This is a genomic window from Streptomyces sp. NPDC047000 (assembly GCF_040644295.1).
In the GTDB taxonomy this organism is placed as follows: domain Bacteria; phylum Actinomycetota; class Actinomycetes; order Streptomycetales; family Streptomycetaceae; genus Streptomyces.
This window is the reverse complement of record NZ_JBEYWE010000043.1, coordinates 24,264-50,307: the sequence shown is the minus strand read 5'-3', so window position 1 is coordinate 50,307 and position 26,044 is coordinate 24,264. Positions and strand designations below refer to the sequence as shown.

The following is a 26,044-nucleotide window of genomic DNA, read 5'->3' as shown; positions in this document are numbered from 1 at the left end:
GCTCTTCGGTCCGGGACGGCCGTCCCGGACCTGGTCGTCACCTGCCTCCGTCCCGCCGAGGCGGTGGGAGCCCCGGCCTCACCGGGTTCCGGTGACGGGGGCCTTCCGGGCGGGCCCGCTGTCGGCCGGTGCGGGGACGGCATCCGTCGCGGGGGCGGGCTCCGGGGCGGGTTTGCGGCGCAGCAGCGCGATGGCGAGGAGTACCGCCGCCGTGCCGAGCAGAACCGTCCAGGCGAGGGACTCACCGAGGACGGCCGCGCCCAGGACCACGGACACCACGGTCATGAGGTAGATGACGGTCGCGGCGGCCGCGGGACCGTCCTTGGTGATGATCACGGTGTTGAGCAGCACGGCGAAGCCGGTGCACACCACGCCCAGCACGATCAGGGCGACGACGGAGTCGGTACGCCACCGCACGGGGTCGAGGCCGAGGAAGGGCACGGCGGCCAGGGTGAGGACCGCGGCGATGCCCAGTTGCCCGCCCGCCAGCATGAAGACGGGGATCCCCCGGTTGGCGAGGAAGCGGCCGATGTACGCGAAGCTGCTGCCGAAGCTGACGGCGCCGAGCACGAAGCACACGATGCTGCTGGTGGAGGCATGGGTGCCGGGGTTCCAGGGAGCGGCCACGAGCACCACGCCGAGCAGCCCGACGGCCATGCCCCACATCCGGGCGGCACCGAGCCGCTTCTCCGTGCCGAGGAGGACGGCCGCGCCCAGGGTCCAGACGGGGCCGGTGCCGCTGACGATGCCGGCGACGTTGCTGGAGCCGTCGATCTCGCCCTGGGCGAACAGCAGCCAGGGAACGGTGTTGCCGAGCAGCGCGGCGACGGCCAGATGCCCGAGCACCCGCCTGTCCCGCGGCAGACGCTGTCCCCTGCCCAGGCCGATGGCCAGCAGCACGGCCGCGCCGAGGACGAGCCGTACGAACACCATCTCCACGGGCGAGAAGCCCCGCCCGGAGATCTTGATCCAGAGGAAGACCGAACCCCACAGCAGGCTCAGGCCGGACAGTCGCAGCAGCGCGCCCGATTTCATGACGGACCCTCGCATTCATGGAAGACAGCGGAGGACAGGGGGAGGACGGAAGAGGCGTTCAACCGCTTCAAGAGCGTCGCCCGCGCCGTCGCCGGCGTCCAGCAAATGATTTTTCCGATGAATGTGAAGGCCGGCTGAAACATGGGATACATCAACCGGCACGCCGTATCGCCTTAGCGTTTACGCCTCACAAGCCATATTGATCTTCGATTCAGTGATACGGGCTGCCTCTGCCAGCGCCTCCAGCACGGCCTCGATCTGCGGGACCCCGCCGCTGCCGCTGCGCACCGCGGCGAACACGGTCCGCCCGGGAGCGTCGTCGAACCGCCGCAGCACGACACCCGGCTGCGACGCCCTGCGGGCCAGGCGCGGCACCAGGCAGATGCCCAGGCCCTGACGGACCGCCGCGAAGGTGGCGTCCCAGTCTCCGATGACGTGGGTGGCCCGTGGCGTGAAACCGGCGGCCGCGCAGGCGGCGAGGGGAATTTCCTGGCACATGCCGACCGTGGCGAAGATCCATGCCTCCCCGGCGAGGTCCCCGAGTCTCAGCGAGGGCACCCGGGCCAGCCGGTGTTCCGCGGGCAGCGCCACGTCGAACACCTCCGTCATGAGGGGATGCTTGTCGAAGCGCGCGTCGCGGACCGGCGCGGTGGGTGACTCCACGGCGACGACCACGTCCGTGCGGCCCTGCTGGAGCATCTCGAAGCTGGCGGGCGGGTCCACCTCCGCGAGCGTCGTGCGCATCCCCGGCAGCCGCCGGCTGAGGATGCCTGCGGCCGGCAGGATGAGCGGCGCGAGGGTGGTGCCGAACCCGGACACGGACACCTCGCCCCGCTCGCCGTCACGGTGTTCGGCGACGGCTCGGTGCAGCCGGTCGATGCTCGCGAAGATCTCCTCGGCGTGCCGGAGCACCACCTTCGCCGCTCCGGTCAACCGCAGCCGGCGTCCGGCGGGTTCGGTGAGCGGCACCCCGAGCTCTCTGGCGAGTCCGGCCAGTTGCTGCGAGACGGCCGAAGGGGTGAGGTGCAGCGCGGCCGCGACCGCGCTGACCGTACCGAGCCGGTCCAGTTCCAGCAGCACCCGCAGCTTGCGCAGATCCAGGTCGGTTCCGTACGGCTTGGCTCGCGCAGTACCCGTCTCAGTTCCCATACGTGACGCAACGTCAGCGGAGCCGTTCGTGTTCCAGGTCGATCACCTCCTCGGCCAGCAGCTCGAACGCGGCCAGATCGGCGTCGGCCTGTGCGGAGGTGCGCACCTGCGCGGGGAAGGTGGGATCGAGCACGACCGTGTCGGCACCCAGCCGGTCGAGCAGCGCGAGGTCGTCGCGGATCTGGTCGAGACTCCCCTCGCCGAGCACCCGTGCGCCCGCCAGCGGCCGGGGGGTCACTCTCAGCTTGATCCGCGGGGCGAGCGCGGGAACGGGGCGGTGCAGCCGCTTGGCCGTGTCGCGCAGCGCGGGCAGCCCGGCGTGCACCAGCCAGTCGGCAGTGACCGAGGTGGGATGCCAGGCGTCGCCGTGGCGCACCGCCCGCCGCAGGGCGCCCGGGCTGTGCCCGCCGATCCAGACCGGGGGGCCGGACGGCCGCACCGGTCGCGGTCCGGTGTGCACGGGGCCGAACCTGACGAACTCGCCGTCGTGGGCGATCACGTCCCGCGTCCAGAACGCCTTCATCACCCGCAGGTACTCGTCACTGCGGGCACCCCGGCGGGCGTACGGCACGCCGACCGCGGCGAACTCACCGGGCGCCCAGCCCGCGGCGGCCCCGAAGACGAACCGGCCGCCGCTGATCCGGTCGATGCCCGCCACCTGCCGCGCCACCAGCAGAGGGTGCCGGTACGGCAGGACGGTCACCGTCGTGCCGAGGCGCGCACGGTCCGTGACGCCCGCCAGCCAGGCGAGCACGGTGAACGGGTCGTAGAACGGGGCGGGGAACAGGTGCTGGACATCCGGTGTGAGCGCCACGTGGTCGGACACCATGAGCTGGTGATATCCCAGGCCCTCCAGCCGCCGGGCCCACTGCAGCATGCTCGCGGGCGTGGTCGCCGGGCCGTAGTTGGGCAGGTTCGCTCCGAACTTCATGCGGGTCTCCGTTCTCGGTCGGACTCCGGACACGGGCGTGCGTCCGGGGCCGCTCGGGGCAGGCCGGTCGTGCGCCGGCCGGACAGATGCAGGACGCAGGCCGCCGCGGCGACGGTGGCGGCCAGCGGCGGCAGGGCACCCGGCGCGATCCCCGCGGACAGCACGGCCCCACCGAGCGCGGTGCCGACCGACCCGCCCAGGTAGGTGGCCGAGCTGTTCAGCGCGAGGACGGCCGCGCCGCCGGACGGTCTGAGCCCCAGCAGGAGATGCTGCTGCGGCACCACGAAGGCCCAGCCGGCGGCGCCCCACAGCACCAGCAGGGCGAGAACGGCCGTACCGCTGACCAGGGACAGCGGGGCCAGGCACACCGCCAGGGCGGCGAGCAGCAGCGCGGCCTGGGCGCGCGGCCGTCCGGTGCGGTCCAGCAGGGGCCCGACGAGAAAGCTGCCCGTGACTCCGCCCGCGCCCCACAGCCACAGTGCTGTCCGGTGCGCGGTGAGACCGGCCCCGTCCAGCACCGGCAGCAGGTAGGTGTAGAGGCCGAGGCTGGCCACGGTCTGCAGAAACGTGGCCCCCACCACGGTCCCGACCCGGCGGTCCCCCAGCTGTGCCAGGCGTTCGCGCAGCCCGGGCATCGCGGCGCCGTGCACCTCGGGCAGCAGCGTCAGACAGCCGACGAGGGCCGCGGCGCCGATCGCCGTCACCAGCCACAGCGCCGCCCGCCAGTCGGCCCGGCCTGCCAGCCACAGTCCGGCAGGCACCCCTGCCACCGTGCCCGAGCTCAGGCCGCCGAGGACCACGGTCAGCGCCAGGCCCCGGCGCCGGGGGCCGCCCAGCGCCGCGGCGGCGGCCGCCGCGACCGGTACGAACACCCCGGCTGCCACCCCGGCCAGAGCACGCGTCGCCATCAGCACGGACAGCGACGGCGCCATCGCGCTCGCCCCGTTGCCCAGGCAGAAGAGGCCGAGAGCCCCGACCAGCACCTGGCGCACGCTCCACCGCGCGAGCGCCGCGCCCGCCAGGGGCGCGAGGAGCGCGTAGCAGAGCATGAAGACCGTCACGAGCTGTCCCGTCACGGAGGCCGGCTCGTGCAGGTCCGCGCCGATCGCGGGCAGCAGTCCCGCCGTCACATAGGCGTCGGTCCCCACAGCCAGCGCCCCGACGGCGAGCAGCAGCACGCGCAGCACGATGTCTCCCCCTTCGTCCGGCTCCCGGTGGCTCAAGCCTCACGCGGGGACCGGCACCGAGGGGCACCGGGGCCGCCCGCCGGTACGGGTTCCCGCACTCCCGGTCCCCGCGGACGGCCGCACGCCGGGCACGGCCCCCTAACGTCGGCGTCCCGACGCGGCCGCGGCCCGTCGCGTCCCGACGCGGCCGCGGCCCGTCGGGCGGCCGGCCGTACCGAGGCAACGCGACGGAAGGATGAGCCGTGCAGGACCTAGAGATCGTCGATTCCTGGTTCCCCGCCGATCTGCTCCCGCCCGCCCACTGGGAACGGCACTACCCGCCGCGCGGACTGCCGCCGCAGGGCCTGGTGACACGGTTCGCGCCCAGCCCCACCGGCGCGGTCCATCTGGGCGGCCTGTATGTGGCGACGCTGGCCAGGGACCTGGCCCACCGCTCCGGCGGGGTGTACCTGGTGCGGGTGGAGGACACCGACAAGGAGCGTGAGGTGGCGGGCGCCGCCGAGGAGTTCGCCCGGGTCTTCCGCTACTTCGGCCTCGAGCCGGACGAGGGCGGACCGGGGGATCCCTGGGGACCCTACCGGCAGTCGGAACGGGAGGCCGTCTATCTGTCGTACGTACGGGAACTGGCCCGTGAGCAGCGGGCCTACCCGTGCTTCTGTTCCGCGGAACGCCTGGAGGACAACGCACGCGAGCAGCGGCGTTCCCGCTCACCGCTCGGCTACTACGGCAAGTGGGCCCGGTGCCGCTCGCTGTCCGCGCGGGATGCCGGGCGGCGGATCGCGGCCGGCGAGCCGTACACCGTGCGGCTGCGCTGCCCCGTGGGGCTGCCGGGGCGGGTACGGTTCCGCGACCTGGTCCGGGGGCCGCTGACGATGCTGGACAACGGGAACGACACCGTGCTGCTGAAGTCCGCGGACACCGACGGGCGGCGGCTGCCGACGTACCACCTGGCGCACGTGGTGGACGACCATCTGATGAGGGTGAACCTGGTGGTGCGGGGCGAGGAGTGGATCTCCTCGCTGCCGCTGCACCGCCAGGTGCACCGGGCGCTGGGCTTCCGGCCTCCCGAGTACGCGCACATAGCACCGCTGATGAAGCTCGACGGTGCCGGGCGGCGCAAGCTCAGCAAGCGGAGGGACCCGGAGTCGGCGGCCTGGTTCTACGCGGCCGCCGGGTATCCCGCCGCGGCCGTGGGGCATTATCTGCGCGGACTCGCCAACAGCCGCCTGGCCGGACTGCCGACGGCCGGAGCGCTGGCCGAGCCGCTGCGGCTGGCGGAGATGGGCACCGCGGGGCCGATGGTGGACCTGGCCAGGCTGCGGTCCCTCAGCCGCGAGTACATCGCCTCGCTGACGCCCGAGGAGGCCCTCCGGCAGCTGGCCGCGTGGGCGTCCCGGCACGACAGCGGGCTGCACGCTGGGCTGCGGGACCGGCCGGACACCGCCCTCGCGGCGTTCGAGATGGCACGGCGCGGCACCGGGACGCCGCGCAAGGACCTGGCGTGCTGGTCGGAGTTCAGAGCGGCGTACGGCTTCTTCTTCCCGGGGCTGCACGTCGTCGCGGACCGGCCCGACGATCCCCGGTTCGGCGGCCTGCCCGGACCGGTGGTGGCGGTCCTCGCCTCGGAACTGGCCGCGGACTACCGGCACGAGGGGCCGCCGGACGACTGGTTCGCCGTGGTGCGCGCCGTGGCCGGACGGCATGGTTTCGCACCCGACGCACGCACCTTCCGCACGGCGCCCGGCGCCTACCGCGGTTCGGTCCGGGACGTGGCCGACGTGCTGCGGGTGTGTCTCACCGGCAGCCGCCGCAGCCCTGATCTGTTCCAGGTGGCCCAGGTTCTCGGCCGGCGGGAGGTGCTGCGCCGGCTCACCGTGCTCGCTCCCGCGGGGGACGTGTCCCCCGCGGGCCGGGGCGGCCGTGGCCGCCCCGGCTGACCGGGCGGCGGGCGGGCGGCGGCGCACGGCCCCCGCCCGCCCGCGCTCCGGGACCGCCGCGCTCAGCCCGCGGGCATGCGCTCGGGACGCAGGGCCACCGCCAGCTGGGCGCGCCGGCTGATACACAGCTTGCGGTAGATGCGGGTGATGTGCTGTTCGACCGCGCGCTGCGACACCGTGAACCGTTCCGCGATCTGACGGTTGGTCAGCCCGGCGAGCATCATCTGGGCGACTCTCCGTTCGTGGGCGCTCAGCCGGTCGGCCGGCTCCGTGGCGGTCGCGGGCCCGGCTCGTTCCCCGGCGCCGACCAGGTCGTCCAGTCCCTGGACGGTGGTGGCGAGGACGAGCCGTTCGACGGTGTAGGGATCGGCGTCGAGCACGCGGTCCAGAGCGGCCCGGTCCTTCGTTCTGATCACCAGCACCTCCTTGCACCCCTCCTCCCACGTCCCCCCGCCCACCAGCACGCTCTGCTGGGAGAGGTGCAGCCAGTACGTCCGATGAGCCGCCCGGAGTCGCGGTAATCGGCCGTCGTCACTGAACACGCGGCTGACGAGAAATCGCACGGTGACCGCCTTCTGATCGAGTGACAATCTTTCTTACATTACGATGCAAGTTTGCCCGGCAGTTCAAGTTTGAGTGACATACGTCACACGGCGCGTCCCCGCGGACCCGCAGAGCAACCACAGAGCCACCGCAGAGCAATCACAAAAACGACATAACGCCCGTACACTGCCGTTCGTTACAGTGCAAACAAATCCTTGAAGGCAACATTGACCTGCGATGCATTTTTGCATCAGAATGCCCGCTGCGAGACCCGTATATCTCTCCGTACCGGTTCGGTCATCCGTCCATTTCGCAGATGGGTCTTTTTCATGGCTGCTCTTGATCAGGATTCCGCGGTCGCCGTCGTGGGCATGGGATGCCGTTTCCCGCACGCCGCGTCGGTCGACGAGTACTGGCACAACCTCCTGGCGAACACCGACTCCGTCTCCCGGGTCCCACCGGACCGTTTCGATGTGGACGCCTGCCACTCCGCGGTGCCCGGGACCCCGGGCAGGACGGTGTCCCGGTTCGGCGGTTTCCTCGACGACCCCTTCGCCTTCGACCCTGCGTTCTTCGGCATCGCCCCGTCCGAGGCCGTGACTCTCGACCCCCAGCACCGGCTGCTGCTCACCGTCGTCTGGGAGGCGCTGGAGGACGCGGGCATCGTGCCCTCCGCCCTGGCCGGCAGCCGCACCGGCGTCTACGTGGGACAGGCGACCGCCGAATACGCCCGGCACGGTGATCTCGAACGGCACTCGCTGCGCGAGGCGACGGGAAGCCATCTGCGCTCCATGGCCACGGGCCGCATCTCCTACGCTCTCGACCTGCACGGACCCAGCCTGGTCGTGGACACGGCCTGTTCCTCGTCCTTGGTCGCCGTGCACATGGCACGGCAGAGTCTGCTGTCCGGCGAGAACACCCTCGCGATCGCGGGTGGCGTGAATGTGATCCTCTCCCCGTACGACGCCGTCGCGTACTCGCAGGCGTCGATGCTCTCCCCCGACGGGCGCTGCAAGTTCGGGGCCGAGAACGCCGACGGCTTCGTCCGCAGCGAGGGCGCCGGCGTGGTCCTGCTCAAACGGCTCGCCGACGCCGAACGTGACGGCGACCGCGTTCTCGCCGTGCTGCACGGCAGCGCCGCGGTCAACGACGGGCGCGGCAGCGGGCTGCCGCTGAAGCCCGCCGTCCCGGGCCAGGTGGACACGGTACGGGCCGCGTGCCGGGAGGCCGGTGTCGAACCGGCCTCCCTCGACTACGTGGAGGCCCACGGCACGGGCACGGCGGTCGGCGACGGCGTCGAGCTGACGGCCCTCGCCGAGGCGGTGCGGGACGGCCGTGCACCGGCCCGGCCGCTGCTCACCGGCTCTGTGAAGAGCAACATCGGCCACACCGAGGCCGCCGCCGGGATCGCCGGTCTCATCAAGGCCGTGCTGGTGGTCCGGCACAGGACGATCCCCGCCTCCCTGCACGCCGGGCGGCCCCACCCCCTGCTGACCCGTGACGACATGCCCGTCGAGGTCGTCACCGCCAACACCCCGCTGGATCCGGCCGGCGACAGAGCGCTCGCGGGCGTGAGCTCGTTCGGCCTGTCGGGCACCAACGCCCATGTGGTGGTGGGCGCCCACCGTCCCGGCCGGGGCACGCCGCAGCCGGATCCCGGCCGGGACGGCTCCGCGGCGTTCACGAGGCGCAGCCCTCATCTGCTGGTGCTGAGCGCCCGCTCCCGGCGCTCGCTGCTCCGGCTGGCCGCCGCCTACGCGGAACACCTCGGCCCCGACGGCCCCGGCCGGGCCCACAGCCCGGCGGACATCTGCGCCACCGCCGCGCTGCGGCGCGAACCTCTCCCCCACCGGCTGTGGGTGACCGGCTCCGGTCACGACGAACTCGCGGCGGGCCTGCGGGCCGTGGCGGAGGACCGTACGGTGGACAACGCGGGCACGGGAGAGGCCGGTTACGGCCCGGGACGCCGTACCGTGTTCGTCTTCCCCGGCCAGGGGTCGCAGTGGGCGGGCATGGGCCGCACGCTCATGGCGTCCTCACCCGCCTTCCGGCATGCCCTGCGGGAGTGTGACGCCGCGGTGCGCGGCGAGACCGGATGGTCCGTCATCGACGTGCTGACCGAGGCCAAAACGGAGTTCCCGGCGGATGTCGCCGTCGTGCAGCCCGTGCTGTGGGCGGTGCAGACGGCGCTGGCGGCACACTGGAGGGCGATGGGCGTCACCCCCGACGTCTGCCTCGGCCACAGCATGGGGGAGGCCGCCGCGGCCGGCGTCTCCGGTGCCCTGTCGCTGGCCGACGCCGCCGCCGTGATCTGCAGACGCAGCAGACTCATGGGGCAGCTGTCCGGCAGGGGCGGCATGCTCGCCACCGGACTGTCCGGTGCCGCCGCACGCGACCTCGTCCTGGCCGAGGGGCCCGGTCTGTGCGTGGCGGCGGAGAACGCCCCGGACTCCACCGTGCTGGCCGGTGACCGTGCCGTCCTCGAACGCGTCGCCGGCGTCCTCGCCGAGCGGGGTGTGTTCCACCGTACGGTCCCGGTGGACGTCGCATCGCACGCGCCCATGATGGACCCGCTGCGCGCTCCTCTCGCGGCGGCACTCGCCGGCCTGCTTCCCCGCACTCCCCGTGTGCCGATGTATTCGTCCGTGTTCTGCCGCGAGATCGACGGGCCGCAACTGGACGCGGCCTACTGGATGAGCAACCTGCGCGAGCCCGTTCGTTTCCGGGAGAGCGTCCGGCACCTGGCCGAGGAGGCCGAGTCCGTCTTCGTGGAGGTGGCCCCGCACCCGGTGCTCGGCCCGGCGGTGTGCGCCACCCTCGACGACGCCGGTGCCGCCGGTGCCGTCGCCGGCTCCACCCGGCGGCAGCAGGACGAACAGGAGAGCCTGACGCGGGCGCTCGGCCACTGCTTCGCCGAGGGGGGCCGGGTGGACTGGAGACGCTGGTTCGGCAGCTCCGCCCCGCACGTCCCGCTGCCCCACTACCGGTGGGACGAGCAGCACCTGCGGCTCACCGAAGCCGGCTCCGCCGCTCACCCGCCCCGGGGACACGCCGAGGGCGCCGGCCACTTCCCGGTGGACGAGCGCGCGACCGGGGTACGGGTCCGGGGTCTCGCGCCCGTACCGCCCGTGGTCCACCTCGCCGTCCTGCACGACGCGGCCCGCGCGGCGGGTCTCGGCTCCGAGGTGCTCATAGCGGACGCCATGGTCGGCGGCGCCTGGACCGAAGTACCGCGCGGTGGCCGGGTACTGCTGCGCGCCGTGCTCGGCCCGGCCGCGGACGGAGGACACACGGCGACGGTGCGGGCCGTGCCGGACGGCCCCGGTGAGCAGCCGGGCACCACATGCCTGACCGCCTCGGTACGGCCGGCCGCGGGCACACCGGCGGTCTTCGACGCGCATCCGGCCCTCGCCCGCTGCCGGGTCTGCTGGTCGGGGCCGGAATTCTTCGGGCACCTGGAGGGACAAGGGTACGAGATCGCACCGTCCTTCCGTACGGTACATACTCTGTGGCGGGGTGACGGCGAGGCGGTCGCGCTGCTGCACCGGCCGGAGCTGCCCCGGCACGCGGTGTGGGAGACCTGCCTGCTGCCGTTGCTGGCCGCCGTGCCGTCCGGCGCCCTGTACCGGCCCGTCTCGTTCGGGCACACGCGGATCGTCGCCGATCTGCCCGAGGAGTTCTGGGTGCACGCGACGTTCTCGGCCGCCCCGGACGGCGCGACGGCCACGGCCGACGTGACGGTGGCGGCGCCCGGCGGACGGGTGCTGGCCGAATTCCGCGCCGTCGCGCTGCGCCGGTGGCCGGAACCTGCACAGGACCGCGGCCCGCTGCCCGCCCGGTCGGGACAGCTCGCCGCACTGGCTCACCGATGGCCCGAAGTCGCCTCCCGGCTGCCTTCCCTGCCGACGGGGCTGCCCGCTCTGGTGGACCGGCTGCCCGGGACCGCCGCGGAACTGCGCGGCACGGCGGCCCGGCTGGCGAGCCGCGCCGTGGTCGCCGGACAGAGTTCGGTCGGTGGCTGGCTGACCGGCCTGCTGGCCTCACCCGACTTCGCACCCGTCCCCGCGTGGCCGGCGGCACCCGTTCCCACCGCGCCGGACCCCGCCCCCTCGGAAGTCGCCGAGCCGCCCTGCCCGGCGGAGGCTCCCGTCGGGCAGGTCCTCGTACGGAGCGCCGCACGGCTGCTCGGCATGCCTCCCGAGCAGATCGACGAGCACCGCGCGCTGCGGGACTACGGTCTCGACTCCCTGATGGCACATCAGCTGCGCAAGGAACTCCTGGACCACGGCATCGAGATATCCCTGAACAGGCTCGTGGGCACCGAGAGCGCACGGCAGCTGACGATGTGAGCGCCGTACGGCCGGACGGGTGTCCGTACGGCCGTACGGGGGAGCGGTCCGCACGGCCGGCCGGACCGCTCCGGCCACGTTCACCGATCGGCCACCGACCGTAAGGTGAACTGACAGGCATTTATGCACTGTGATACAAAGATTTCCCGTACTCGCAGACCAGAGGGCCGGCGAGCTCCCACGTGACGAGGGGAGCACGGGAGGCGACACGACGGGGGCCCGCCTGGAACAGGAGCGGCAATGATCGATGCATCCGTGAACCCGTCGGCAGAGCCGATCGGTCGCCGTGAGCGCAACAAGGTACGTGTCAAGAACCGCCTCTACGACGCCGCGTTGAAGCTCTTCACCGAGAAAGGGTACGAGCAGACCTCCGTCGACGAGATCGCGGAGGAGGCCGACGTGGCCCGCCGCACCTTCTTCAACTACTTCCAGCGCAAGGAAGACCTGATCGACACCTGGGGCGAGCGCCGGAGGTCACGGCTGCGGGACCAGCTCGAGGCGGCGGCACAGCACGGTCCCGACTCCGTCCTGCTGTCCCTGGAACGATGTATGCAGGCGCTGGCCCACATCAACGAGACCGAACGCGACGTGACCCAGGTGATGCTCACGGCCTGGGTGAAGGCGGGTCGCCCCATGGAGGAGGAACCGTTCGCCGCGCGGATCTTCAGCGACATCCTGGAGACGGCCAAGGGACGCGGCGAGATCGCCCCGGGGGTCGACACCCGGCAGGCCGGCTGTCTGCTGCGGGACGGCTATCTCGGCACGCTCTACCGCTGGTCCCGGCAGAACGACCGGTCGCTCGACCTGCGTGAGGAACTGAACGTCCTGTGCGGCATGGTGCTCCACGGGATCGCCGCCTCCCGCAACTGACCGGAGTCCCCGGCCACGGCGGCCCGGCCACGGGTCCTGTCTCCCGTCACTGCGGGCGGCCGGGGATCACCGCCACCGGGCACAGCGCGCGGCGCAGGACCGCGTGGTCGGTGGTGCCGGGGAGGGCCGGGGTGTGGCGGGGACGGGCGGGGAGGACCAGGAGCCGGGCGCCGGCGCTGGCGTCGATCAGGGCGCGGTGCGGGCGGTGGCGGATCCAGCGGGAGCGGACGGTGACGTACGGGTACTTCTTCACCAGGCCGGTGAGGTCGGAGCCGGGCGCCGGGGTCCCGGAGCGGCGGCGCTCGGTGCGGGTGTGCAGGACGACGAGGTCCGCGCCGCGCTCGTACGCCTCGGCGAAGGCGAACTCCGCGGCCGCCCGCACCCCCGGGGTGCCGTCCTCGGCGAGCACCACGGGCCCGGTCCGGGTGGGCCTGCCGCACACCACGAGCACCGGGCCGCGGCCGTACGCGGTGAGGTGCCCGGCGACGGACATGTGCCGCAGACCGCGCAGCGGGCTCGGCGGGCTGCTGCCGACGACGGTGAGCGAGGCGGTACGGGACTCGGACTCCAGGACCGTGCCGGGCTCGCCGACCAGGACCTCGCGGGTGATGGCCACCTGCGGCGCGACACGCCGGGCGCGGCCCTCGGCCAGGGTGAGGGCGCCGTTCACCTGCTCCCGTACGTCGGCGCCGTCCGGGTCCCAGGGGGCCACCCCGGGGGCGCTCCGGCCCGTCCACGACAGGGCGTGCGCCAGTTGGAGCCGTACGCCGCGCCGCTGGGCCTCACGTGCCGCGGTCTCCACGGCGGCGAGGCACGACGGCGAGCCGTCCACTCCCACCACCACGGGACCCGCCGTGACCTGACCGCTCATGGCCATTGCTCCCCTCTCGGCGGGGCGGTGCCCGCCTGGCGTCCGCCGTCCAGCGTCCGTCGGCGACCGGACGGCCGCACTGGGCCGTCCGGGCCCGAGGACGCACCGACCGGCCCTCCCGGCCGGGGGCGGCGCGGACGACTCTGAAGTAAAGGGAGGGAAGGACCCGCGCGGCGGAAGGACGGACCCGCGCGGCAGCGGCGGGCCCGGCTGCCGCGCCCGACCTGGAGGTGTGCCATGACCGGCCCCGTGGTGGTAGGGCTCGACGGCTCGCCCGCGAGCGTGACGGCCGCCTGGTGGGCCGCGCGCGAGGCCGCTGACCGGCGGCTGCCGCTGCTGCTGCTGCACTCCTGGACGACCCAGCCGCTGGACGTGCCGATCGCCCAGGAGGCCCTGGCCAAACAGCGTTACGGCGGACAGGTGCTGCGGCGCGCCGAGGCCGAGCTGCTGCACCGCCACCCCGGTCTGGCCGTGACCACGGAACTGGTGCCGGAGCCCGCCGCGCCGGCTCTGCTCGGGCTCGCCCGTACGGCGTCGCTGCTGGTGCTGGGCTCGCGCGGGCTGGGTTCCGTGACGAGTTTCCTGCTCGGCTCGATCAGTCTGCACGTGCTCGGTCTCACGCCGTGCCCGGCCGTCACCGTGCGCGCCGGTGATCCGGCCGTGGAGACCGGCTTCGGGCACCCGGCGGCGGACGGGCGCGACGAGATCGTCGTCGGGGTCCAGGACATCGGCGCCGGCTCGGACACCCTGCTGGAGTTCGCCTTCGGCCGGGCCCGGACGCACGGGGACCGCGTGCGCGCCGTACGGGCCGTGCCGCTCGCCGTGCCTCCGGGCGGCCGCCCGGCCCGCCCGGAGGACGCCGACGAGGAGGCGCAGCGTGCCGTGCTCACGGCCGCGCTGGCGGCCTGGCGCACCAAGTTCCCCGACGTGCCGGTGACGGAGGAGGTGGTCGTGGGGTCCGCGGCGCAGGTGCTGCTGGCCGCCTCGGCACACAGCCGGCTGACCGTCGTGGGACGGCACCGCAACCCCGTGCACCATCCCTGGAAACTGGGGCCCGTCGCGCACGCGGCACTGCACCATCTGCCGTGTCCCGTGGCCGTGGTTCCGCACGACTGAGCGGCCGAGGAGACCGAGATGGATTCCGTGACCCCCGTGCGGGAGCCGCGTGCGAAGGAGCCCGGTGGCCGGCTGTGGCCGCCGCGGCTGGAACCGCTGCTGCTGGCCGTCACCACCCTGGCGCTGCTCGCGGGCATCGTGTTCTGGCTGGCGGGTGCGGACACGCTCGCCGATCTGTCCTGGGCGATCGGCACCGTGGCCGCCGTGGGACCCTCGGTCGGCTGGGTGCTGCACGCCCTGCACGAGGGGCACGCGGGTGTCGACCTGATCGCGGTGCTCGCGCTCGGCGGCACGCTGGCCGTCGGCGAGTATCTCGCCGGTGCCCTGATCGCGCTGATGCTGGCCACCGGCCGCACCCTGGAGTCCGCCGCGCAGCGCAGGGCGAGCCACGATCTGCGGGCCCTGCTGGAGCACGCCCCGCGGAGCGCCCGGCGGCGGTCCGGCACGGAGGTCGTGACCGTGCCGCTCGCCGAGGTCGCCGTGGGCGATCTGCTGGTGGTGGGCCCGGGTGAGGTCGTCCCGGTGGACGGGCGGGTCACCGGCGCGACGGCCGTGCTCGACGAGTCGGTCCTCACCGGCGAGTCCCTGACCGTGCGGCGGCCGGAGGGCGAGGACGTGCGCAGCGGCGTCGTCAACGCGGGCGGTGCCTTCGAGCTGCGGGCCACGGCCACCGAGGAGGACAGCACCTACGCCGAGATCGTACGGCTGGCCCGGCAGGCCGGCGCGGAGTCGGCGCCCGTGGTGCGGCTGGCCGACCGCTACGCGGCCTGGTTCCTCCCGCTGTCCGTGGCGGCCGCCGCGCTGGCCTGGCTGGTGTCCGGTTCCGCCGTACGGGCGGTGGCGGTGCTGGTGGTCGCCACACCGTGCCCGCTGCTCCTGGCGGCGCCGGTGGCCGTGGTGTCGGGGCTGTCACGGGCGTCGCGGCTGGGCGTGGTGATCCGGGACGGCGGGGCGCTGGAGAACCTGGGGCACGCCCGGACCCTGCTGATGGACAAGACCGGCACACTGACCGGGGGCCGGCCGCGGGTGCTGGACGTGGTGGCCGCGCCGGGCCTGCAGGCGTCCGAGGTGCTGCGGCTCGCCGCGTCCGTGGACCAGTACTCGCCGCACGTCCTGGCGCGGGCCGTGGTCGACGCGGCGCGTGAGCGGGGGCTGACGCTGTCCGTGCCCGAGGACGTGACGGAGGAGCCCGGCCGGGGTGCCACCGGCACCGTCGCGGGCCGCCGCACGGGAGTCGGCCGGCTCGCTCCCGGCACCCGGCTCCCCGCCTGGGCGCGGGCCGCCGACAACCGGGCCATGCTGGACGGCGCCACGGTCGTCTGGCTCACCGTGGACGGCGGACCGGCCGGTGCCGTGCTGCTGCGCGATCCGCTGCGCCCGGACGCGCCCCGCACCCTGCGGCGGCTGCGCGCGGCGGGCATCGAGCGCCTGGTGATGCTCACCGGCGACCGGCCCGAGCCCGCCCGCGAGGTCGGCGCGGTGCTCGGCCTGGACGACGTGCGTGCCGGGCTCTCCCCCGCCGACAAGGTCGCCGCGGTACGAGCGGAACGCGGCCCGGCCGGGAAGGCGGCGACCGTGATGATCGGCGACGGCGTCAACGACGCGCCCGCGCTGGCCGCCGCCGACGTCGGCGTGGCGATGGGCGCGCGCGGTTCCACCGCGTCCTCCGAGGCCGCCGACATCGTCCTGACCACCGACCGGGTGGACCGGCTCGCGGACGCCGTCACCATCGCCGTACGGGCCCGGCGGATCGCGGTGCAGAGCGCCCTCGGCGGCATGATCATGTCACTGGGCGCGATGGTCGCGGCCGCGTTCGGGCTGCTGCCGCCCGCGGCGGGCGCGCTGCTCCAGGAGGCCATCGACGCCGCCGTCATCCTCAACGCCCTGCGCGCCCTGCGCGGCGACCGTACGGCGCGGCCCGCGCTCGAACCGGCGACCGAGGCCCTCATCCACCGCTTCGCCGCCGAGCACGACGATCTGCAGGACGTCCTGGAGGCCGTGCGGGACGCCGCCGACCGGCTCACGGACGGTCCGCAGCCCGACGCCCTGCGGGCGGTGAAGGAGGTCGACCGGCTGCTCGCCGAGCGGCTGCTGCCGCACGAGCACGCCGAGGAGCACGAGCTGTACCCCGCGCTCGCGCCCCCGCTGGGCGGGCCCGAGGCGACCGCCACGATGAGCCGGGCCCATGCCGAGATCGACCGTCTGGCCCGCCGGATCACCACCCATCTGGCTCTCACCGGCCCGGACGGCTCCCTGGCCGCCGACCAGATCGACGATCTGCGGGCCAGCCTCTACGGGCTGCACACCGTGCTGCGCCTGCACTTCATCCAGGAGGAGGAGAACTACTTCTCCCTCGCACCCTGACCGGGTGCCCCGTGCGGACCTGCACGGCCGCGGGGGGATTTCCAGGGGCCGACGGTCCTCGGCACGGGCCGTACGACCCGTGGGCGGGGGGCCGGTGGGGGCACCAGCATGTCCGCGAACCCGTGCCGTGGCGCAGCGTGGCGTGCGGCGGGTCTCCCGGAGGTGGTCAGCCATGAGCACGGTTCCCTCCCGCCGGTCGTGCGGGCGTCCCGCGACGGTCGTGCATCTGCCGTACGCGGAACGCACCGTGGGAGTGGAGGCCGCCCTCCGGCTGCCGACGGTGATGATGCTGGTGGTCGAGGACGCGTGCGCGGTGATCGCGCTGCGGGACTGGCAGCGGCGTGAGCCGAGCCGCTGGCGTCCGCTCGCCCGGCGCCGGTGGCTGGCCGAGGGCGGCCGGCTGCGGGCGAAGAAGACCCGGATGAAGGAACTGGCCGCGCAGTCGCTGGACACCTCCCACTGACGGCGGCCCCTCCGTCCCCTCGGCCGGTCCGCCTGCCGGTCCGGTCCGCTTCCTCAGTCGATCTCCAGGACGTCCGTCACCGGGCGCCGGGGGCTGGCGGTGCCCGGGAGGCCGTAGCCCAGGCGCAGCACCATCTGGACGTAGCCCATGGACGACTCGGGGTCCCGGGCGAGTTCGCGCAGGTCGTGGCGTTCCAGGGAGTGCGAGGTCAGCGAGGTGGCCAGACCGCGCAGGGTGGCCAGCAGCAGGATCCGCTCCATGGCCTGGCCCGCGCGCAGCCAGTCGGCGGGATGGTCCTGGCGGGTGCCCAGCAGGGCGAGGTTCGGGGCGGTCTCGAAGACGGCGCCGGGGCGGCCGGCGAGGTCGTGCCGCCCGTCGGCGAAGTCGCGTACCGGGGCACGGCCGCCCGTACGGCGCGGTCCGAACGCGTAGTCGGGGACGCCGTCGACGGCGGCCGTGTTCTGCTCGCCGACCCGGGTCCAGTGCCGGACGTCCTCGTAGCGTTCCGGGTCCAGGCTGTCACGGCCTTCCACGTCGTGGATGTGGTCGAGCAGGGCCTCCACGTGCCAGAGGTCGGGGAAGTCGAGCTGGGCGCCCTCCTGCCGGGCGGCCCCGGCGAGTTCGTGGGCGAGACCGCCGGGGACGGGCCGGTCCTCGAAGGGGTGGCGGCTGGTGTGGCGGCGGGCGACGGCGGGCTGGAGGCGGGCCAGTCCGGCGTCGGCGGCGCCGCTGCCCGTCACGGTGACGGTGGCCAGCAGCATCGGGTCGGTGGGGGCCGGGAGGATCCGGGTGTCCGTGTGCAGTCCGGCGTGCGCGGCGGCGACGCGCAGGTTGAACACCGCGGCACCGCAGCCGAGGTGGAGGCCGCGGTGGTCGGGGTCGGTGCGCGGCATGGCGCGGCTGAGGTCGGGGCGCAGCTCGAAGACGGCGGTGGCGGTGCGGTAACGGAAGCGCCAGGGCTGGGCGTTGTGCAGCGAGGGGGCGGCCGTGGCGGCGGCGACCAGGCCGGTGACGGTCGTCGTGTCGAGTGGCTGCGCCTGCATGGCGCACCTCCCCTCGGGCCGGGCGGGGACCGGGGCGGGTCGCGCCGGGCGGTCGTTTCGTGCCGGTACCAGTACATCACGGGCGATTGCGCTCGGGCGTGACGAATCTCCGGCGCGCGGCTCACCGGGTGAGGGGCCGGGCGCGGGTGGCGTGGTCCGGGACGGGGAGGTCTCACCACCGGTGCCGGGGGCGCCGGCCCGCGGCGGGTCGCCCCCGGCACCCACCCGCACCGCCCTGCGGATCCCCCCGAACCCGGGAGGGGCCCGTGTGCGGGTGGGTGCCGGGGGGGCAGGGCCGGCCGGGGCCGGGAGCTGCCCGGCGGTGACGAGGGGCCGGCCCGCGGCGGGTCGCCCCTGGCACCCGCCCGTACCGCCCTGAGGATCCCCGGAACCGGGGAGGGGGCCGCGCGCGGGTGGGTGTCGGGAGGGCGGGGCCGGTCGCGGCCGGGGGCTGCCCGCCGGGGGGCGGGGAGGGGGCGGCCGGAGGGGTCAGTCGTGGGGGATGATCGCCACCGGGCAGCCCGGGTCGTGGACGACGGCCGCCTGGGTGACCCGGCCGGTGCGGGGGCGCAGGTGGTGCGGGCTGCGGCGGTGGCCCACGACCAGGAGGGCCGCGTCGGCTGCCGCGCGGAGCAGTTCGGTGCGGGCCCGCCCGGCGGTCACCGTCTCCACGACGGGCACGTCGGGGTACTTGTCCCGCCAGCGGTGGAGCGTGTCGGAGAGGACCCGGTGCAGGTCGTCCGCCGTGCCGGGCGCCGGGCTCGCGTACACGGCGTGCAGCCGGGTCTGCCGCAGGTGCGCGGCCTCGAAGGCGAAGGCGAGGACGTCCTCGGAGATGTCGGCGGCGTCCAGGCCGACGACCACGTCACGGCGGCCGTCGGTCCCGGCCCGGTGACCGGCGCGGACGAGGACGACGGGCCGGGTGGCCCTGCCCAGGACACCGCGCGAGACGGAGCCCAGCAGCAGACCGGTGAGCCGTCCGGCGTGTCCGCGGGAGCCGAGGACGAGCAGGTCGGCGGGTCCGGCGGCGTGGGTGAGGACCGGCGCCGCGGGTCCCTCGATCTGCCGGTCGTCGAGGGGCAGGCCGGGGTGCGTGGTGCGGACGCGGTCCTCGGCGCCGCGCAGCATCCGGCGGCCCAGATAGCGTTCCACCGCTCCGGCGGACTCGTGCTCGCCGCTGCGCGGCAGCCTGGTCCAGGCGTACACCAGGCGCAGCGGCCGGCCGCGCCGTTCGGCCTCGCGGGCGGCCCACTCCGTGGCCGCGAGACTTTCGGTGGACCCGTCCACCCCAGCAATCACCCGCGCGAGCATGGCTGCCACCTCCGCCGTAGTGTCTCCTTCGACACCGTCAGGGTCGCTCCGCGGCCCTGCGCCCGGTATGGGCCGCCAGGCGCCCCGCGCGGGACCGACCGGCCCCTGCCCGCCGGAATCCGGCCGGAAGAACACGGGATCGCGGGCGCCCGGACCGGAAGACCGCCGGATTCCGGTCGCTTCCGCCGCAAGAACGTCAGTCGGCCAGCGGCAGCAGCCGGACCTCCCCCGGCTCGAGGCTGACCTCGGCGCCGGGCAGCCGTACGTCGATGGGGGACGCGTCGGACGCCGGTACGGCGACCTCGATCTTGCCCCGGCTCAGCCTCAGCCGTACGCCCCAGTGGCCCTGGTAGCGCATCGTGAAGCAGTACGACGACAGCTCGGGCAGCGGGACCGGGTCGAGCCACAGGGCGCCGCCGCGGGTCTCCAGTCCGGTCAGTCCGCGCTGGACCATGTCGACGGTCCCGGCCATGGCGCCGAGGTGGATGCCCTCGCCGGTGGTGCCGCCCTGGACGTCGGCGATGTCCCCTTGCAGGGCCTCCTGGAAGAACTTCCACGCCTCGGCGCGCCGGGCCCGGGCCAGCACCCAGCCGTGGACGAGGCCGCTCAGGGTGGAGCCGTGGCTGGTGCGGCGCAGGTAGTAGTCGACGGTGCGGTGCCAGGTGTCGTCGTCGAGCCGCAGTCCGAGCCGGGTGAACAGGGCACTCAGCTCGGCCGGGGAGTACAGGTAGCCGAGCATCAGCACGTCGGCCTGCTTGGACGCCTGGTAGCGGTTGACGGTGTCGCCGTCGGCCTCGAGGATCCGGTCCAGGCGGCGGATGTCGCCGTGGCGGGTGCGCAGGCCGTCCCAGTCGAGTTCGGCGAGGTCGCCGTAGCCCTCGAACTGGCTGATGACACCGGCGTGGAAGGGCACGTGCAGGGTGCGGGAGACGTCCTCCCACTGCTCCAGCTCCCCGGCGTCGAGGCCGGTGCGCTCGACGAGTTCACGGCGGCGCGGCTCGGGCAGGGCGGGCAGCAGTTCCAGGGCCCGGCCGAGCACCCAGGCGGCGGTGACGTTGGTGTACGCGTTGTCGTCGAGGCCGGGGCGTACGGCGCCGGGGTAGGCGTCGTGGTACTCGTCGGGACCGACCACGCCCTTGATGCGGTGGCGGCGCAGGCTCTCGTCGTAGACGGCCGCGTCGGCCCAGAAACGGGCGATCTGCAGCAGCATCTCGGCACCCTTGGTGTGCAGGAACTCGGTGTCGCCGCTGGCCTCGCAGTACTGCCAGACGTTGTAGGCGATGGCCGAGCCGACGTGGAACTGGAGCCGGGAGTTGTCGGGCAGCCAGCGGCCGGACTTGGGGTTGAGGTGCAGCTGCTGGGTCTCCTCACGGCCGTCGCTGCCGCTCTGCCAGGGGTACATGGCACCTCTGCGGCCCTCCCCCCGGGCGCTGGTGCAGGCCTGTTCGAGGCGGCGGTGGCGGTAGCGCAGCAGGGCGCGGGAGACCTCGGGGAAGTGCAGGTTGAGGTAGGGCAGGACGAACAGCTCGTCCCAGAACACGTGGCCGCGGTAGGCCTCGCCGTGCAGTCCGCGGGCGGGTACGCCGACGTCGAGGTCGGCGGTGTGCGGGGAGAGGGTCTGCAGGACGTGGAAGAGGTGCAGCCGCAGGATCTGGCCCGCCTCGCCGGGTACGTCGAGTTCGGCGCGGCGCCACAGCTGGTCCCAGGCGGTGATGTGGTCGTCGAGGAGCAGGTCGAAGCCGGGGGCGCGGCCGACCCGGTCGACGGCGGCGTACAGCGGATCGCTGATCGCGGGGTCGCGGGAGGTGTGCAGGGCGACGCACTTGTCGACGGTGGCGGTGCGGCCGTCGGCGAGGGCGAGGGTGAGACGCTGCACGGCACGGGGACCGTCGTCGACGGCGGCGGTGACGGGCACGTCGGCGGTGAGCCGGGCGGCCATGCCGACGCGGATGTCGGAGGTACGGGTGCGGCAGCGTACCCAGACCGTGCCGCCGCCGGCGCCCTCCGCGCCGGTGTGGACGTGGGTGAGGTGGCCGCCGTCCAGGTCGCGGTAGCGGGGCACGCCCGCGTTGCGGACGCCGCCGTCGAGGGCGGACTCCACCTCGAAGGTGCCGGAGAAGCCCTCGGTGGTGAACTCGGTGCGCAGCGCGGCCACATGCGGGTCGAGCATGTGGACCAGCCGCAGCTGGCGCACGGTGAGCGACCGGCCCGGCCCGAGCCCGAAACGGGTGCGCCGCTCCAGCAGCCCCGACGCCAGGTGGATCAGCAGCTGGTGGTCGAGCACGCTCGCCGTGTCGGGGGTGAGCCAGGACCCGCCGGCCGGCCGGAACCGCGTGGGGAGCCAGTTGGGCAGGTTGACCATGTCCTCGTTCTCGACGCGGCGGCCGGCGACGGCGGAGGTGAGCCGGTTGTAGCAGCCCGCGACGAAGGTGCCCGGGTAGTGCACGTCGTCGGCGTCGCACTCGGGCAGGGCGCCGCGGGTGGCGAAATAGCCGTTGCCGAGCGTGCACAGGGACTCCCGCAGCCGTTCGTCGACGGGGTCGTAGCCCTCGTACTCCCAGATCCAGTCGTTCACTGCGACGGTCCTCCCCTGCGCGGGCGGCGTGCGTACCGGAACCACGGTCACACCGGACGTACGGTCACACCAGTTGCGGTACCACGGCGACCGGGCAGTACGCGTGGTGCAGCAGGGTGTGCCCGACCCGGCCCAGTTGCAGCCCGAAGTGGCCGTAGCGGCGCTGGGCGCCGATGATCACCAGGTCGGCGGCGGCCGACCGGTTCAGCAGCACCTTGCGGGCCGGTCCCTCCACGGTGGCACGGCACACGCGTACCCCGGGGTGCCCGTCGGCCGCGTCGTGCAGCAGCGCCTGCAGTACGGCGGAGGCCCGCTCCTGGTGGTAGCCGGCCGTCTCGGCGCTGTCGTACGCGGGGCGCCGCCAGGCCCGTACGGCGTCCAGGGCGCAGCCGCGGGCGGCGGCCTCGCGGTAGGCGAAGCGGGCGGCCTCGGCGCCGGTGGCGGGGTCGCCTGCGCCGAGCAGGATCCGCTCGTGGCCGCCGGTGAGTCCGGTGCGGTCGCCGCGTACGACGACCACCGGGCAGTGCGCGCGGGCCGCGACGGCCAGGCCGACCGAGCCGAGCAGCAGACCGGTCAGCTCGCCACGCCCGCGTGAGCCGGTGACCACGGCGAACGCGTCGTGCCCCGCGCGCAGCAGGGCGTCGGCCGGCTCGTCGGGGACGATCTCGGGGAAGACCTTCAGCGCGGGGTCGCGGCGGCGGGCGCGCTCGGCCGCGGCGGTGACGACGATGCGCGCCGCCTCCTGCTCGGCGGACGGCCCCGGCAGCGGTCCGAAGGACAGCTCGCCGGGTGGCAGGGCCCCCTCGTAGCGCTCCCAGAGGGAGCCGTGGACCAGGCGCAGCGGCAGTCCGTGCCGGGCCGCCTCGTCCACCGCCCAGTCGACCGCCCTGAGGCTCGACGCGGAGCCGTCGACACCGACGACGAGTGGCTGATCCATGGTTCCCACTGCCTTCCGGGGGCCGGGGAAGTGCTGGGCCGGGACATGCCGGGGCCGGGGGTGCCCGGGCGGTCCGCCGCCGGCCGTGGAGTGCCGGGTCGTGGAGTGCCGGGGGCACGGGGCTCCACCCTCACGGTGACATCCGGGCGCGGTGGCGGTGAGGGGAGGTTCGGCCCCCGGCGGGGACGTTCGGCCCGCATGGACCGCCGCAGGCGGGCGCAGGATCACCCGTACGGGCGCGCGCGGACCTGTACCGGACAGGCCCTTCGGCACCAGGGCCGAATGTCCGGGACGTGCGGGCCGTTGGTCCCGGAAGCTGCCCGTTCAGCCCCTGGGGTAAGCACCGTCGGGGCCGGACAGTGATGGTGCGACAGGCACGGAGGACCGGCACGGGCAGGCCCGCCTGTCGTCGAGGAGGATCCGTCATGAAGCCCACGAAGGTCGCCGATGTGATGGTCGACAACGTCGTCACCGCGCATCGCGCCACCCCCTTCAAGGAGGTGGCGCGGCTGCTCGGTGCGCACCGTATCAGCGGGCTCCCGGTGGTCGACGAAGGCCGGGTCGTAGGGGTGCTGTCGGAGACCGACCTCATGCTGCGGCAGGCGCGGGAACCGCAGGAGCCCGCACCGGCGGCCGGCTGGCTGCGGCGGCTGACCCGCCGGGGCCGGACGGAGCACACGAAGACCAGTGCCCGCACGGCGGGTGGGCTGATGACGGCGCCCGCGGTGACGGTACGCGCCGACGACACGGTCCGTGAGGCGGCCCGGCTGATGGCCCGGCACGGGGTGGAACGGCTGCCGGTGCTGGACGACGCGGACCGTCTCGTGGGCATCGTGACCCGCTCCGACCTGCTGGGCGTGTTCCGGCGCGACGACGAGGAGATCCGCGGGGACGTCGAGCAGCGGGTGTTCGTCGAGACGCTGTGGCTGACGCCGCGCGGTGTGACGGTCACCGTGCAAGATGGAGTGGTGACCCTCGTGGGGCGTCTGGAGCGGCGCAGCGAGAAGACGATCGCGGCGGCGATGACGGCCCGCGTGGACGGCGTGGTCGGCGTCGTCGACCATCTGACGTACCGGTTCGACGACGCCCGTCTCCAGCCGGCCGAGCAGGCACTGCACGGTGTCGCGGACGGATGGCTGAACAAGCTGTGAACCATACGGTGCGAGCCCGTACGCGCTGAGCGTGCGGGGGCCGGGTCCGCTCGGCGGTGCCCGCGGGCCCGGCTTCGGAAGGAGCCGCTGCGATGAGTCCGACCGATCCGACCGATCCCATGAGTCCGACGAGTCCGACGGATCCGATGGACAAGGGGGCGCCTCCGCCGCGCGGACCGGCGTACCCGGGTGCGGGACCGGTCCCGGTCCCGCACCCGGCGCCCTGGCCGGCCCGGATGACCGCCGAGCTGGATCCGGGGCTCTCCCGCTGGCTGTGGCTGGTGAAGTGGCTGCTGGCCCTGCCGCACTACGTCGTCCTGTGCTTCCTGTGGACGGCGTTCGTGGCGGTGAGCGTGGTGGCGTTCTTCGCGATCCTCTTCACCGGCCGCTACCCGCGTGCCCTGTTCGGCTTCAACGCGGGGGTGCTGCGCTGGTCGTGGCGCGTCGCGTACTACGCCTACGGTGGCCTCGGCACCGACCGCTACCCGCCGTTCACCCTCGCCGACGTACCGGACTACCCGGCGCACTGGGACATCGTGTACCCGGAGCAGCTGTCCCGCGGCCTGGTGCTGGTGAAGTGGTGGCTGCTGGCCGCGCCGCACTACGTGGTCGTGGCCTTCCTGCTGGGCGGTGCCCAGGTGCCGTGGGCCTGGGGACTGATCGCGTGGCTCGTCCTGTTCGCGGGCGTGGCCCTCGCGTTCGACGGCCGTTATCCGCGGGGCATCTTCGACCTGGTGACCGGCCTGGACCGCTGGGTGCTGAGGGTGGCCGCGTACGCCGGTCTGATGACCGACGTGTATCCGCCCTTCCGGCTCGACATGGGCGGCCGGGAGCCGGACCCGGCCGGGTGACGCACGCGTCCGTGCCGGGCCGCCGCGGTGCGGGGCGGCTGCCCGGGCACGGGCCGCCGCGGTGCGACGGCCGTCCCGTCGTCACCCCCGTCAGAAGCCGACGGAGCTGTGAGCGCGGTGACGGTGTGCGGGCACCGGCCGGTGCGGGGCCGGCTCCGGGGGTGCCGGCGGCCGGTGGCCGCGTCCGTGCCGGGCCGTCAGCCGCAGCACGAGCGTGTCGAACGCGGTGGCGAGGACGACGGTCACAACCGTCGCCGCGACCAGGAGAACGGCGAACCGCTCCCAGAACTCCGGTGTCAGCGTCGTACCCACAGTGTTCCCTCCTCCCTGCCGGGGCCCGTCCAGGGCGTCGTTGCCTGCCACCTCCAGCCAACTCCTCCGCCGGGCGGGCCGCATGAGCCGGTGGTCCCGGGTAAGGGACTTCAACGGCCCTATTTCCAGGCGCCGTTGATCGACAGGCGCGGATGCCGGGACCGACGGCCGGTGGATCGGCGGACCGGCACCCACCGCCCGTTGCCCATGGCCCGGAGCACGGCGGAGCGGCGCCGCCGCCGCTCACGCCGCGGCCGCTCGGGACGTGGTTCCCCCGCGCGGGGCGGGCCGATCGGCCCTGGCGGTCGCCCGGCCGGTGTGGTGTGCTGGAAGTGGCGGGAAGGACCGTCGAAGACGCGGGGAAGCGGCCTCGGCCGCGCACCGCGCAATCAGGATCCGCGAGAAGCGGGTAGGGCCCTTCCCGCCCTGGTCCGCCCGCTCACGCCCCGCCGTGGACCGCCACGGAACGGTGGCGGACGATCTCCTCCTCGACGAGACCGGCGACCGCGCCGACCTCCGCCGCGACCGGCGCGGACAGCCCGGGGCCCTGCGAGGTGTCGGCGGCCTCGACGGCGTAGGCGACCAGACGGTGCGGAAGCCGGGCCAGCTCACGGGCCAGTTCCACGGCGGCGGCGAGCCCGTGCGGATCGGTGTCCGGGCCGCCGGTGCCCGGGGGACGGCGCAGGGCCTGCTCGTCGAGTTCGAGCCGGTAGACGCGGCCGGGACGGCCCCGGTGGGCCTGCGCGGATGTCACCACGACGGCCAGTTCAGCCTTCTCCCAGAGTCCGGCGAGCCGTCCCGGCTCCCCGTCGCACTCGGCGAGCGCGGTCCCCCGGGGCAGCGGCCGCTCGGCGGCGCGTTCCCTCAGCCGGGCCAGCACCGCCGGACCGATACCGGCGTCGTGCCGGGAGCGGTCGCCGACGGCGATGACCGCGATGCGGGTGGAGACAGCCATGGTCGTCCTCCCTCCACTGCGTGTGTCTCCAGCGTGCGGGACCTCGGGGCCGCCGCCATGGGCCGAAGGACCCCCGGGTCCGGCCCGCCCGGCC

20 protein-coding genes are annotated in these 26,044 nt (G+C 74.4%); 8 read left to right on the top strand and 12 right to left on the bottom strand.

Annotated elements, in window-relative coordinates; translation table 11 throughout:
- Positions 1-78: 78 nt before the first annotated feature.
- The 4 genes from ABZ862_RS36420 to ABZ862_RS36405 form a co-directional block, all read right to left on the bottom strand.
- Entirely contained in the window at positions 79-1,035 is a 957-nt protein-coding gene (locus ABZ862_RS36420; protein ID WP_360968233.1) for a DMT family transporter, read from the bottom strand.
- A 180-nt stretch (positions 1,036-1,215) separates the two neighbouring features.
- Complete coding sequence (locus ABZ862_RS36415) at positions 1,216-2,184, bottom strand: LysR family transcriptional regulator (protein WP_360968230.1); 969 nt, start codon at positions 2,182-2,184, stop codon at positions 1,216-1,218.
- 13 nt (positions 2,185-2,197) lie between these two features.
- Complete coding sequence (locus tag ABZ862_RS36410) at positions 2,198-3,115, bottom strand: TIGR03619 family F420-dependent LLM class oxidoreductase (RefSeq protein ID WP_360968227.1); 918 nt, start codon at positions 3,113-3,115, stop codon at positions 2,198-2,200.
- The gene (locus ABZ862_RS36405) at positions 3,112-4,302 is read right to left on the bottom strand and encodes an MFS transporter (protein ID WP_360968225.1); all 1,191 of its coding nucleotides are present in this window, start codon (positions 4,300-4,302) and stop codon (positions 3,112-3,114) included. The genes ABZ862_RS36410 and ABZ862_RS36405 overlap by 4 nt, the downstream gene beginning before the upstream one ends.
- A 242-nt stretch (positions 4,303-4,544) precedes the next feature.
- Here ABZ862_RS36405 and ABZ862_RS36400 point away from each other — a divergent pair, with 242 nt between their 5' ends.
- On the top strand, positions 4,545-6,239 hold the full coding sequence (locus tag ABZ862_RS36400; RefSeq protein WP_360968222.1) for a glutamate--tRNA ligase family protein: 1,695 nt from the start codon (positions 4,545-4,547) through the stop codon (positions 6,237-6,239).
- Positions 6,240-6,301: 62 nt separating this feature from the next.
- Here ABZ862_RS36400 and ABZ862_RS36395 read toward each other — a convergent pair whose 3' ends face one another.
- On the bottom strand, positions 6,302-6,655 hold the full coding sequence (locus tag ABZ862_RS36395; protein ID WP_360968219.1) for a helix-turn-helix transcriptional regulator: 354 nt from the start codon (positions 6,653-6,655) through the stop codon (positions 6,302-6,304).
- Positions 6,656-7,111: 456 nt separating this feature from the next.
- Between ABZ862_RS36395 and ABZ862_RS36390 the strand changes: the two genes are divergently transcribed.
- Positions 7,112-11,131: an acyltransferase domain-containing protein gene (locus ABZ862_RS36390; protein WP_360968217.1), complete on the top strand. Its 4,020-nt coding sequence runs from the start codon at positions 7,112-7,114 to the stop codon at positions 11,129-11,131.
- A 240-nt stretch (positions 11,132-11,371) separates the two neighbouring features.
- Positions 11,372-12,001 (top strand): TetR/AcrR family transcriptional regulator, encoded by a 630-nt coding sequence (locus ABZ862_RS36385; protein ID WP_360968214.1) that lies wholly within the window; start codon positions 11,372-11,374, stop codon positions 11,999-12,001.
- A gap of 46 nt (positions 12,002-12,047) precedes the next feature.
- Here the strand turns inward: ABZ862_RS36385 and ABZ862_RS36380 are convergent, their stop codons facing one another.
- Positions 12,048-12,872: a universal stress protein gene (locus tag ABZ862_RS36380; protein WP_360968211.1), complete on the bottom strand. Its 825-nt coding sequence runs from the start codon at positions 12,870-12,872 to the stop codon at positions 12,048-12,050.
- Between the two features lie 237 nt (positions 12,873-13,109).
- On the opposite strand from ABZ862_RS36380, the gene ABZ862_RS36375 reads away from it, so the two are divergent.
- The 3 genes from ABZ862_RS36375 to ABZ862_RS36365 all read left to right on the top strand — a co-directional run bounded on the left by ABZ862_RS36375 (position 13,110) and on the right by ABZ862_RS36365 (position 16,815).
- The gene (locus ABZ862_RS36375; protein ID WP_360968208.1) at positions 13,110-13,988 is read left to right on the top strand and encodes a universal stress protein; all 879 of its coding nucleotides are present in this window, start codon (positions 13,110-13,112) and stop codon (positions 13,986-13,988) included.
- 18 nt (positions 13,989-14,006) lie between these two features.
- Positions 14,007-16,352, top strand: coding sequence for a heavy metal translocating P-type ATPase (locus ABZ862_RS36370; protein WP_360968205.1), 2,346 nt, complete (start codon positions 14,007-14,009; stop codon positions 16,350-16,352).
- 172 nt (positions 16,353-16,524) lie between these two features.
- Entirely contained in the window at positions 16,525-16,815 is a 291-nt protein-coding gene (locus tag ABZ862_RS36365; RefSeq protein ID WP_360968203.1) for a hypothetical protein, read from the top strand.
- Between the two features lie 53 nt (positions 16,816-16,868).
- Here ABZ862_RS36365 and ABZ862_RS36360 read toward each other — a convergent pair whose 3' ends face one another.
- The 4 genes from ABZ862_RS36360 to ABZ862_RS36345 all read right to left on the bottom strand — a co-directional run bounded on the left by ABZ862_RS36360 (position 16,869) and on the right by ABZ862_RS36345 (position 22,681).
- On the bottom strand, positions 16,869-17,858 hold the full coding sequence (locus ABZ862_RS36360; protein ID WP_360968200.1) for a nitroreductase family protein: 990 nt from the start codon (positions 17,856-17,858) through the stop codon (positions 16,869-16,871).
- Between the two features lie 489 nt (positions 17,859-18,347).
- On the bottom strand, positions 18,348-19,169 hold the full coding sequence (locus ABZ862_RS36355) for a universal stress protein (RefSeq protein WP_360968241.1): 822 nt from the start codon (positions 19,167-19,169) through the stop codon (positions 18,348-18,350).
- Between the two features lie 196 nt (positions 19,170-19,365).
- A complete protein-coding gene (locus ABZ862_RS36350; RefSeq protein ID WP_360968197.1) occupies positions 19,366-21,744 on the bottom strand; it encodes a glycosyl hydrolase family 65 protein in 2,379 nt (792 codons plus the stop codon).
- Positions 21,745-21,808: 64 nt separating this feature from the next.
- Positions 21,809-22,681 carry a universal stress protein gene (locus tag ABZ862_RS36345; RefSeq protein WP_360968194.1) on the bottom strand — a complete coding sequence of 291 codons (873 nt, stop codon included), beginning with the start codon at positions 22,679-22,681 and terminating at the stop codon, positions 21,809-21,811.
- A 425-nt stretch (positions 22,682-23,106) separates the two neighbouring features.
- Here ABZ862_RS36345 and ABZ862_RS36340 point away from each other — a divergent pair, with 425 nt between their 5' ends.
- Together ABZ862_RS36340 and ABZ862_RS36335 are read left to right on the top strand one after the other, a co-directional pair.
- Complete coding sequence (locus tag ABZ862_RS36340) at positions 23,107-23,832, top strand: CBS domain-containing protein (RefSeq protein WP_360968191.1); 726 nt, start codon at positions 23,107-23,109, stop codon at positions 23,830-23,832.
- Positions 23,833-24,068: 236 nt separating this feature from the next.
- On the top strand, positions 24,069-24,683 hold the full coding sequence (locus ABZ862_RS36335; RefSeq protein ID WP_360968188.1) for a DUF4389 domain-containing protein: 615 nt from the start codon (positions 24,069-24,071) through the stop codon (positions 24,681-24,683).
- 90 nt (positions 24,684-24,773) lie between these two features.
- Here the strand turns inward: ABZ862_RS36335 and ABZ862_RS36330 are convergent, their stop codons facing one another.
- Both ABZ862_RS36330 and ABZ862_RS36325 read right to left on the bottom strand, forming a co-directional pair.
- Positions 24,774-24,995 (bottom strand): hypothetical protein, encoded by a 222-nt coding sequence (locus tag ABZ862_RS36330; RefSeq protein WP_360968185.1) that lies wholly within the window; start codon positions 24,993-24,995, stop codon positions 24,774-24,776.
- Between the two features lie 439 nt (positions 24,996-25,434).
- On the bottom strand, positions 25,435-25,950 hold the full coding sequence (locus ABZ862_RS36325; RefSeq protein ID WP_360968182.1) for a hydrogenase maturation protease: 516 nt from the start codon (positions 25,948-25,950) through the stop codon (positions 25,435-25,437).
- Between the last annotated feature and the right edge of the window lie 94 nt (positions 25,951-26,044).

What these genes read in the sequence shown, in the direction of transcription:
- ABZ862_RS36420 (WP_360968233.1), bottom strand. Translation starts at nt 1,035, where the DNA reads ATGAAATCGGGCGCGCTGCTGCGACTGTCCGGCCTGAGCCTGCTGTGG.
- ABZ862_RS36415 (WP_360968230.1), bottom strand. Translation starts at nt 2,184, where the DNA reads ATGGGAACTGAGACGGGTACTGCGCGAGCCAAGCCGTACGGAACCGAC.
- ABZ862_RS36410 (WP_360968227.1), bottom strand. Translation starts at nt 3,115, where the DNA reads ATGAAGTTCGGAGCGAACCTGCCCAACTACGGCCCGGCGACCACGCCC.
- ABZ862_RS36390 (WP_360968217.1), top strand. Translation starts at nt 7,112, where the DNA reads ATGGCTGCTCTTGATCAGGATTCCGCGGTCGCCGTCGTGGGCATGGGA.
- ABZ862_RS36385 (WP_360968214.1), top strand. Translation starts at nt 11,372, where the DNA reads ATGATCGATGCATCCGTGAACCCGTCGGCAGAGCCGATCGGTCGCCGT.
- ABZ862_RS36380 (WP_360968211.1), bottom strand. Translation starts at nt 12,872, where the DNA reads ATGAGCGGTCAGGTCACGGCGGGTCCCGTGGTGGTGGGAGTGGACGGC.
- ABZ862_RS36375 (WP_360968208.1), top strand. Translation starts at nt 13,110, where the DNA reads ATGACCGGCCCCGTGGTGGTAGGGCTCGACGGCTCGCCCGCGAGCGTG.
- ABZ862_RS36370 (WP_360968205.1), top strand. Translation starts at nt 14,007, where the DNA reads ATGGATTCCGTGACCCCCGTGCGGGAGCCGCGTGCGAAGGAGCCCGGT.
- ABZ862_RS36365 (WP_360968203.1), top strand. Translation starts at nt 16,525, where the DNA reads ATGAGCACGGTTCCCTCCCGCCGGTCGTGCGGGCGTCCCGCGACGGTC.
- ABZ862_RS36360 (WP_360968200.1), bottom strand. Translation starts at nt 17,858, where the DNA reads ATGCAGGCGCAGCCACTCGACACGACGACCGTCACCGGCCTGGTCGCC.
- ABZ862_RS36355 (WP_360968241.1), bottom strand. Translation starts at nt 19,169, where the DNA reads ATGCTCGCGCGGGTGATTGCTGGGGTGGACGGGTCCACCGAAAGTCTC.
- ABZ862_RS36345 (WP_360968194.1), bottom strand. Translation starts at nt 22,681, where the DNA reads ATGGATCAGCCACTCGTCGTCGGTGTCGACGGCTCCGCGTCGAGCCTC.
- ABZ862_RS36340 (WP_360968191.1), top strand. Translation starts at nt 23,107, where the DNA reads ATGAAGCCCACGAAGGTCGCCGATGTGATGGTCGACAACGTCGTCACC.
- ABZ862_RS36335 (WP_360968188.1), top strand. Translation starts at nt 24,069, where the DNA reads ATGACCGCCGAGCTGGATCCGGGGCTCTCCCGCTGGCTGTGGCTGGTG.
- ABZ862_RS36325 (WP_360968182.1), bottom strand. Translation starts at nt 25,950, where the DNA reads ATGGCTGTCTCCACCCGCATCGCGGTCATCGCCGTCGGCGACCGCTCC.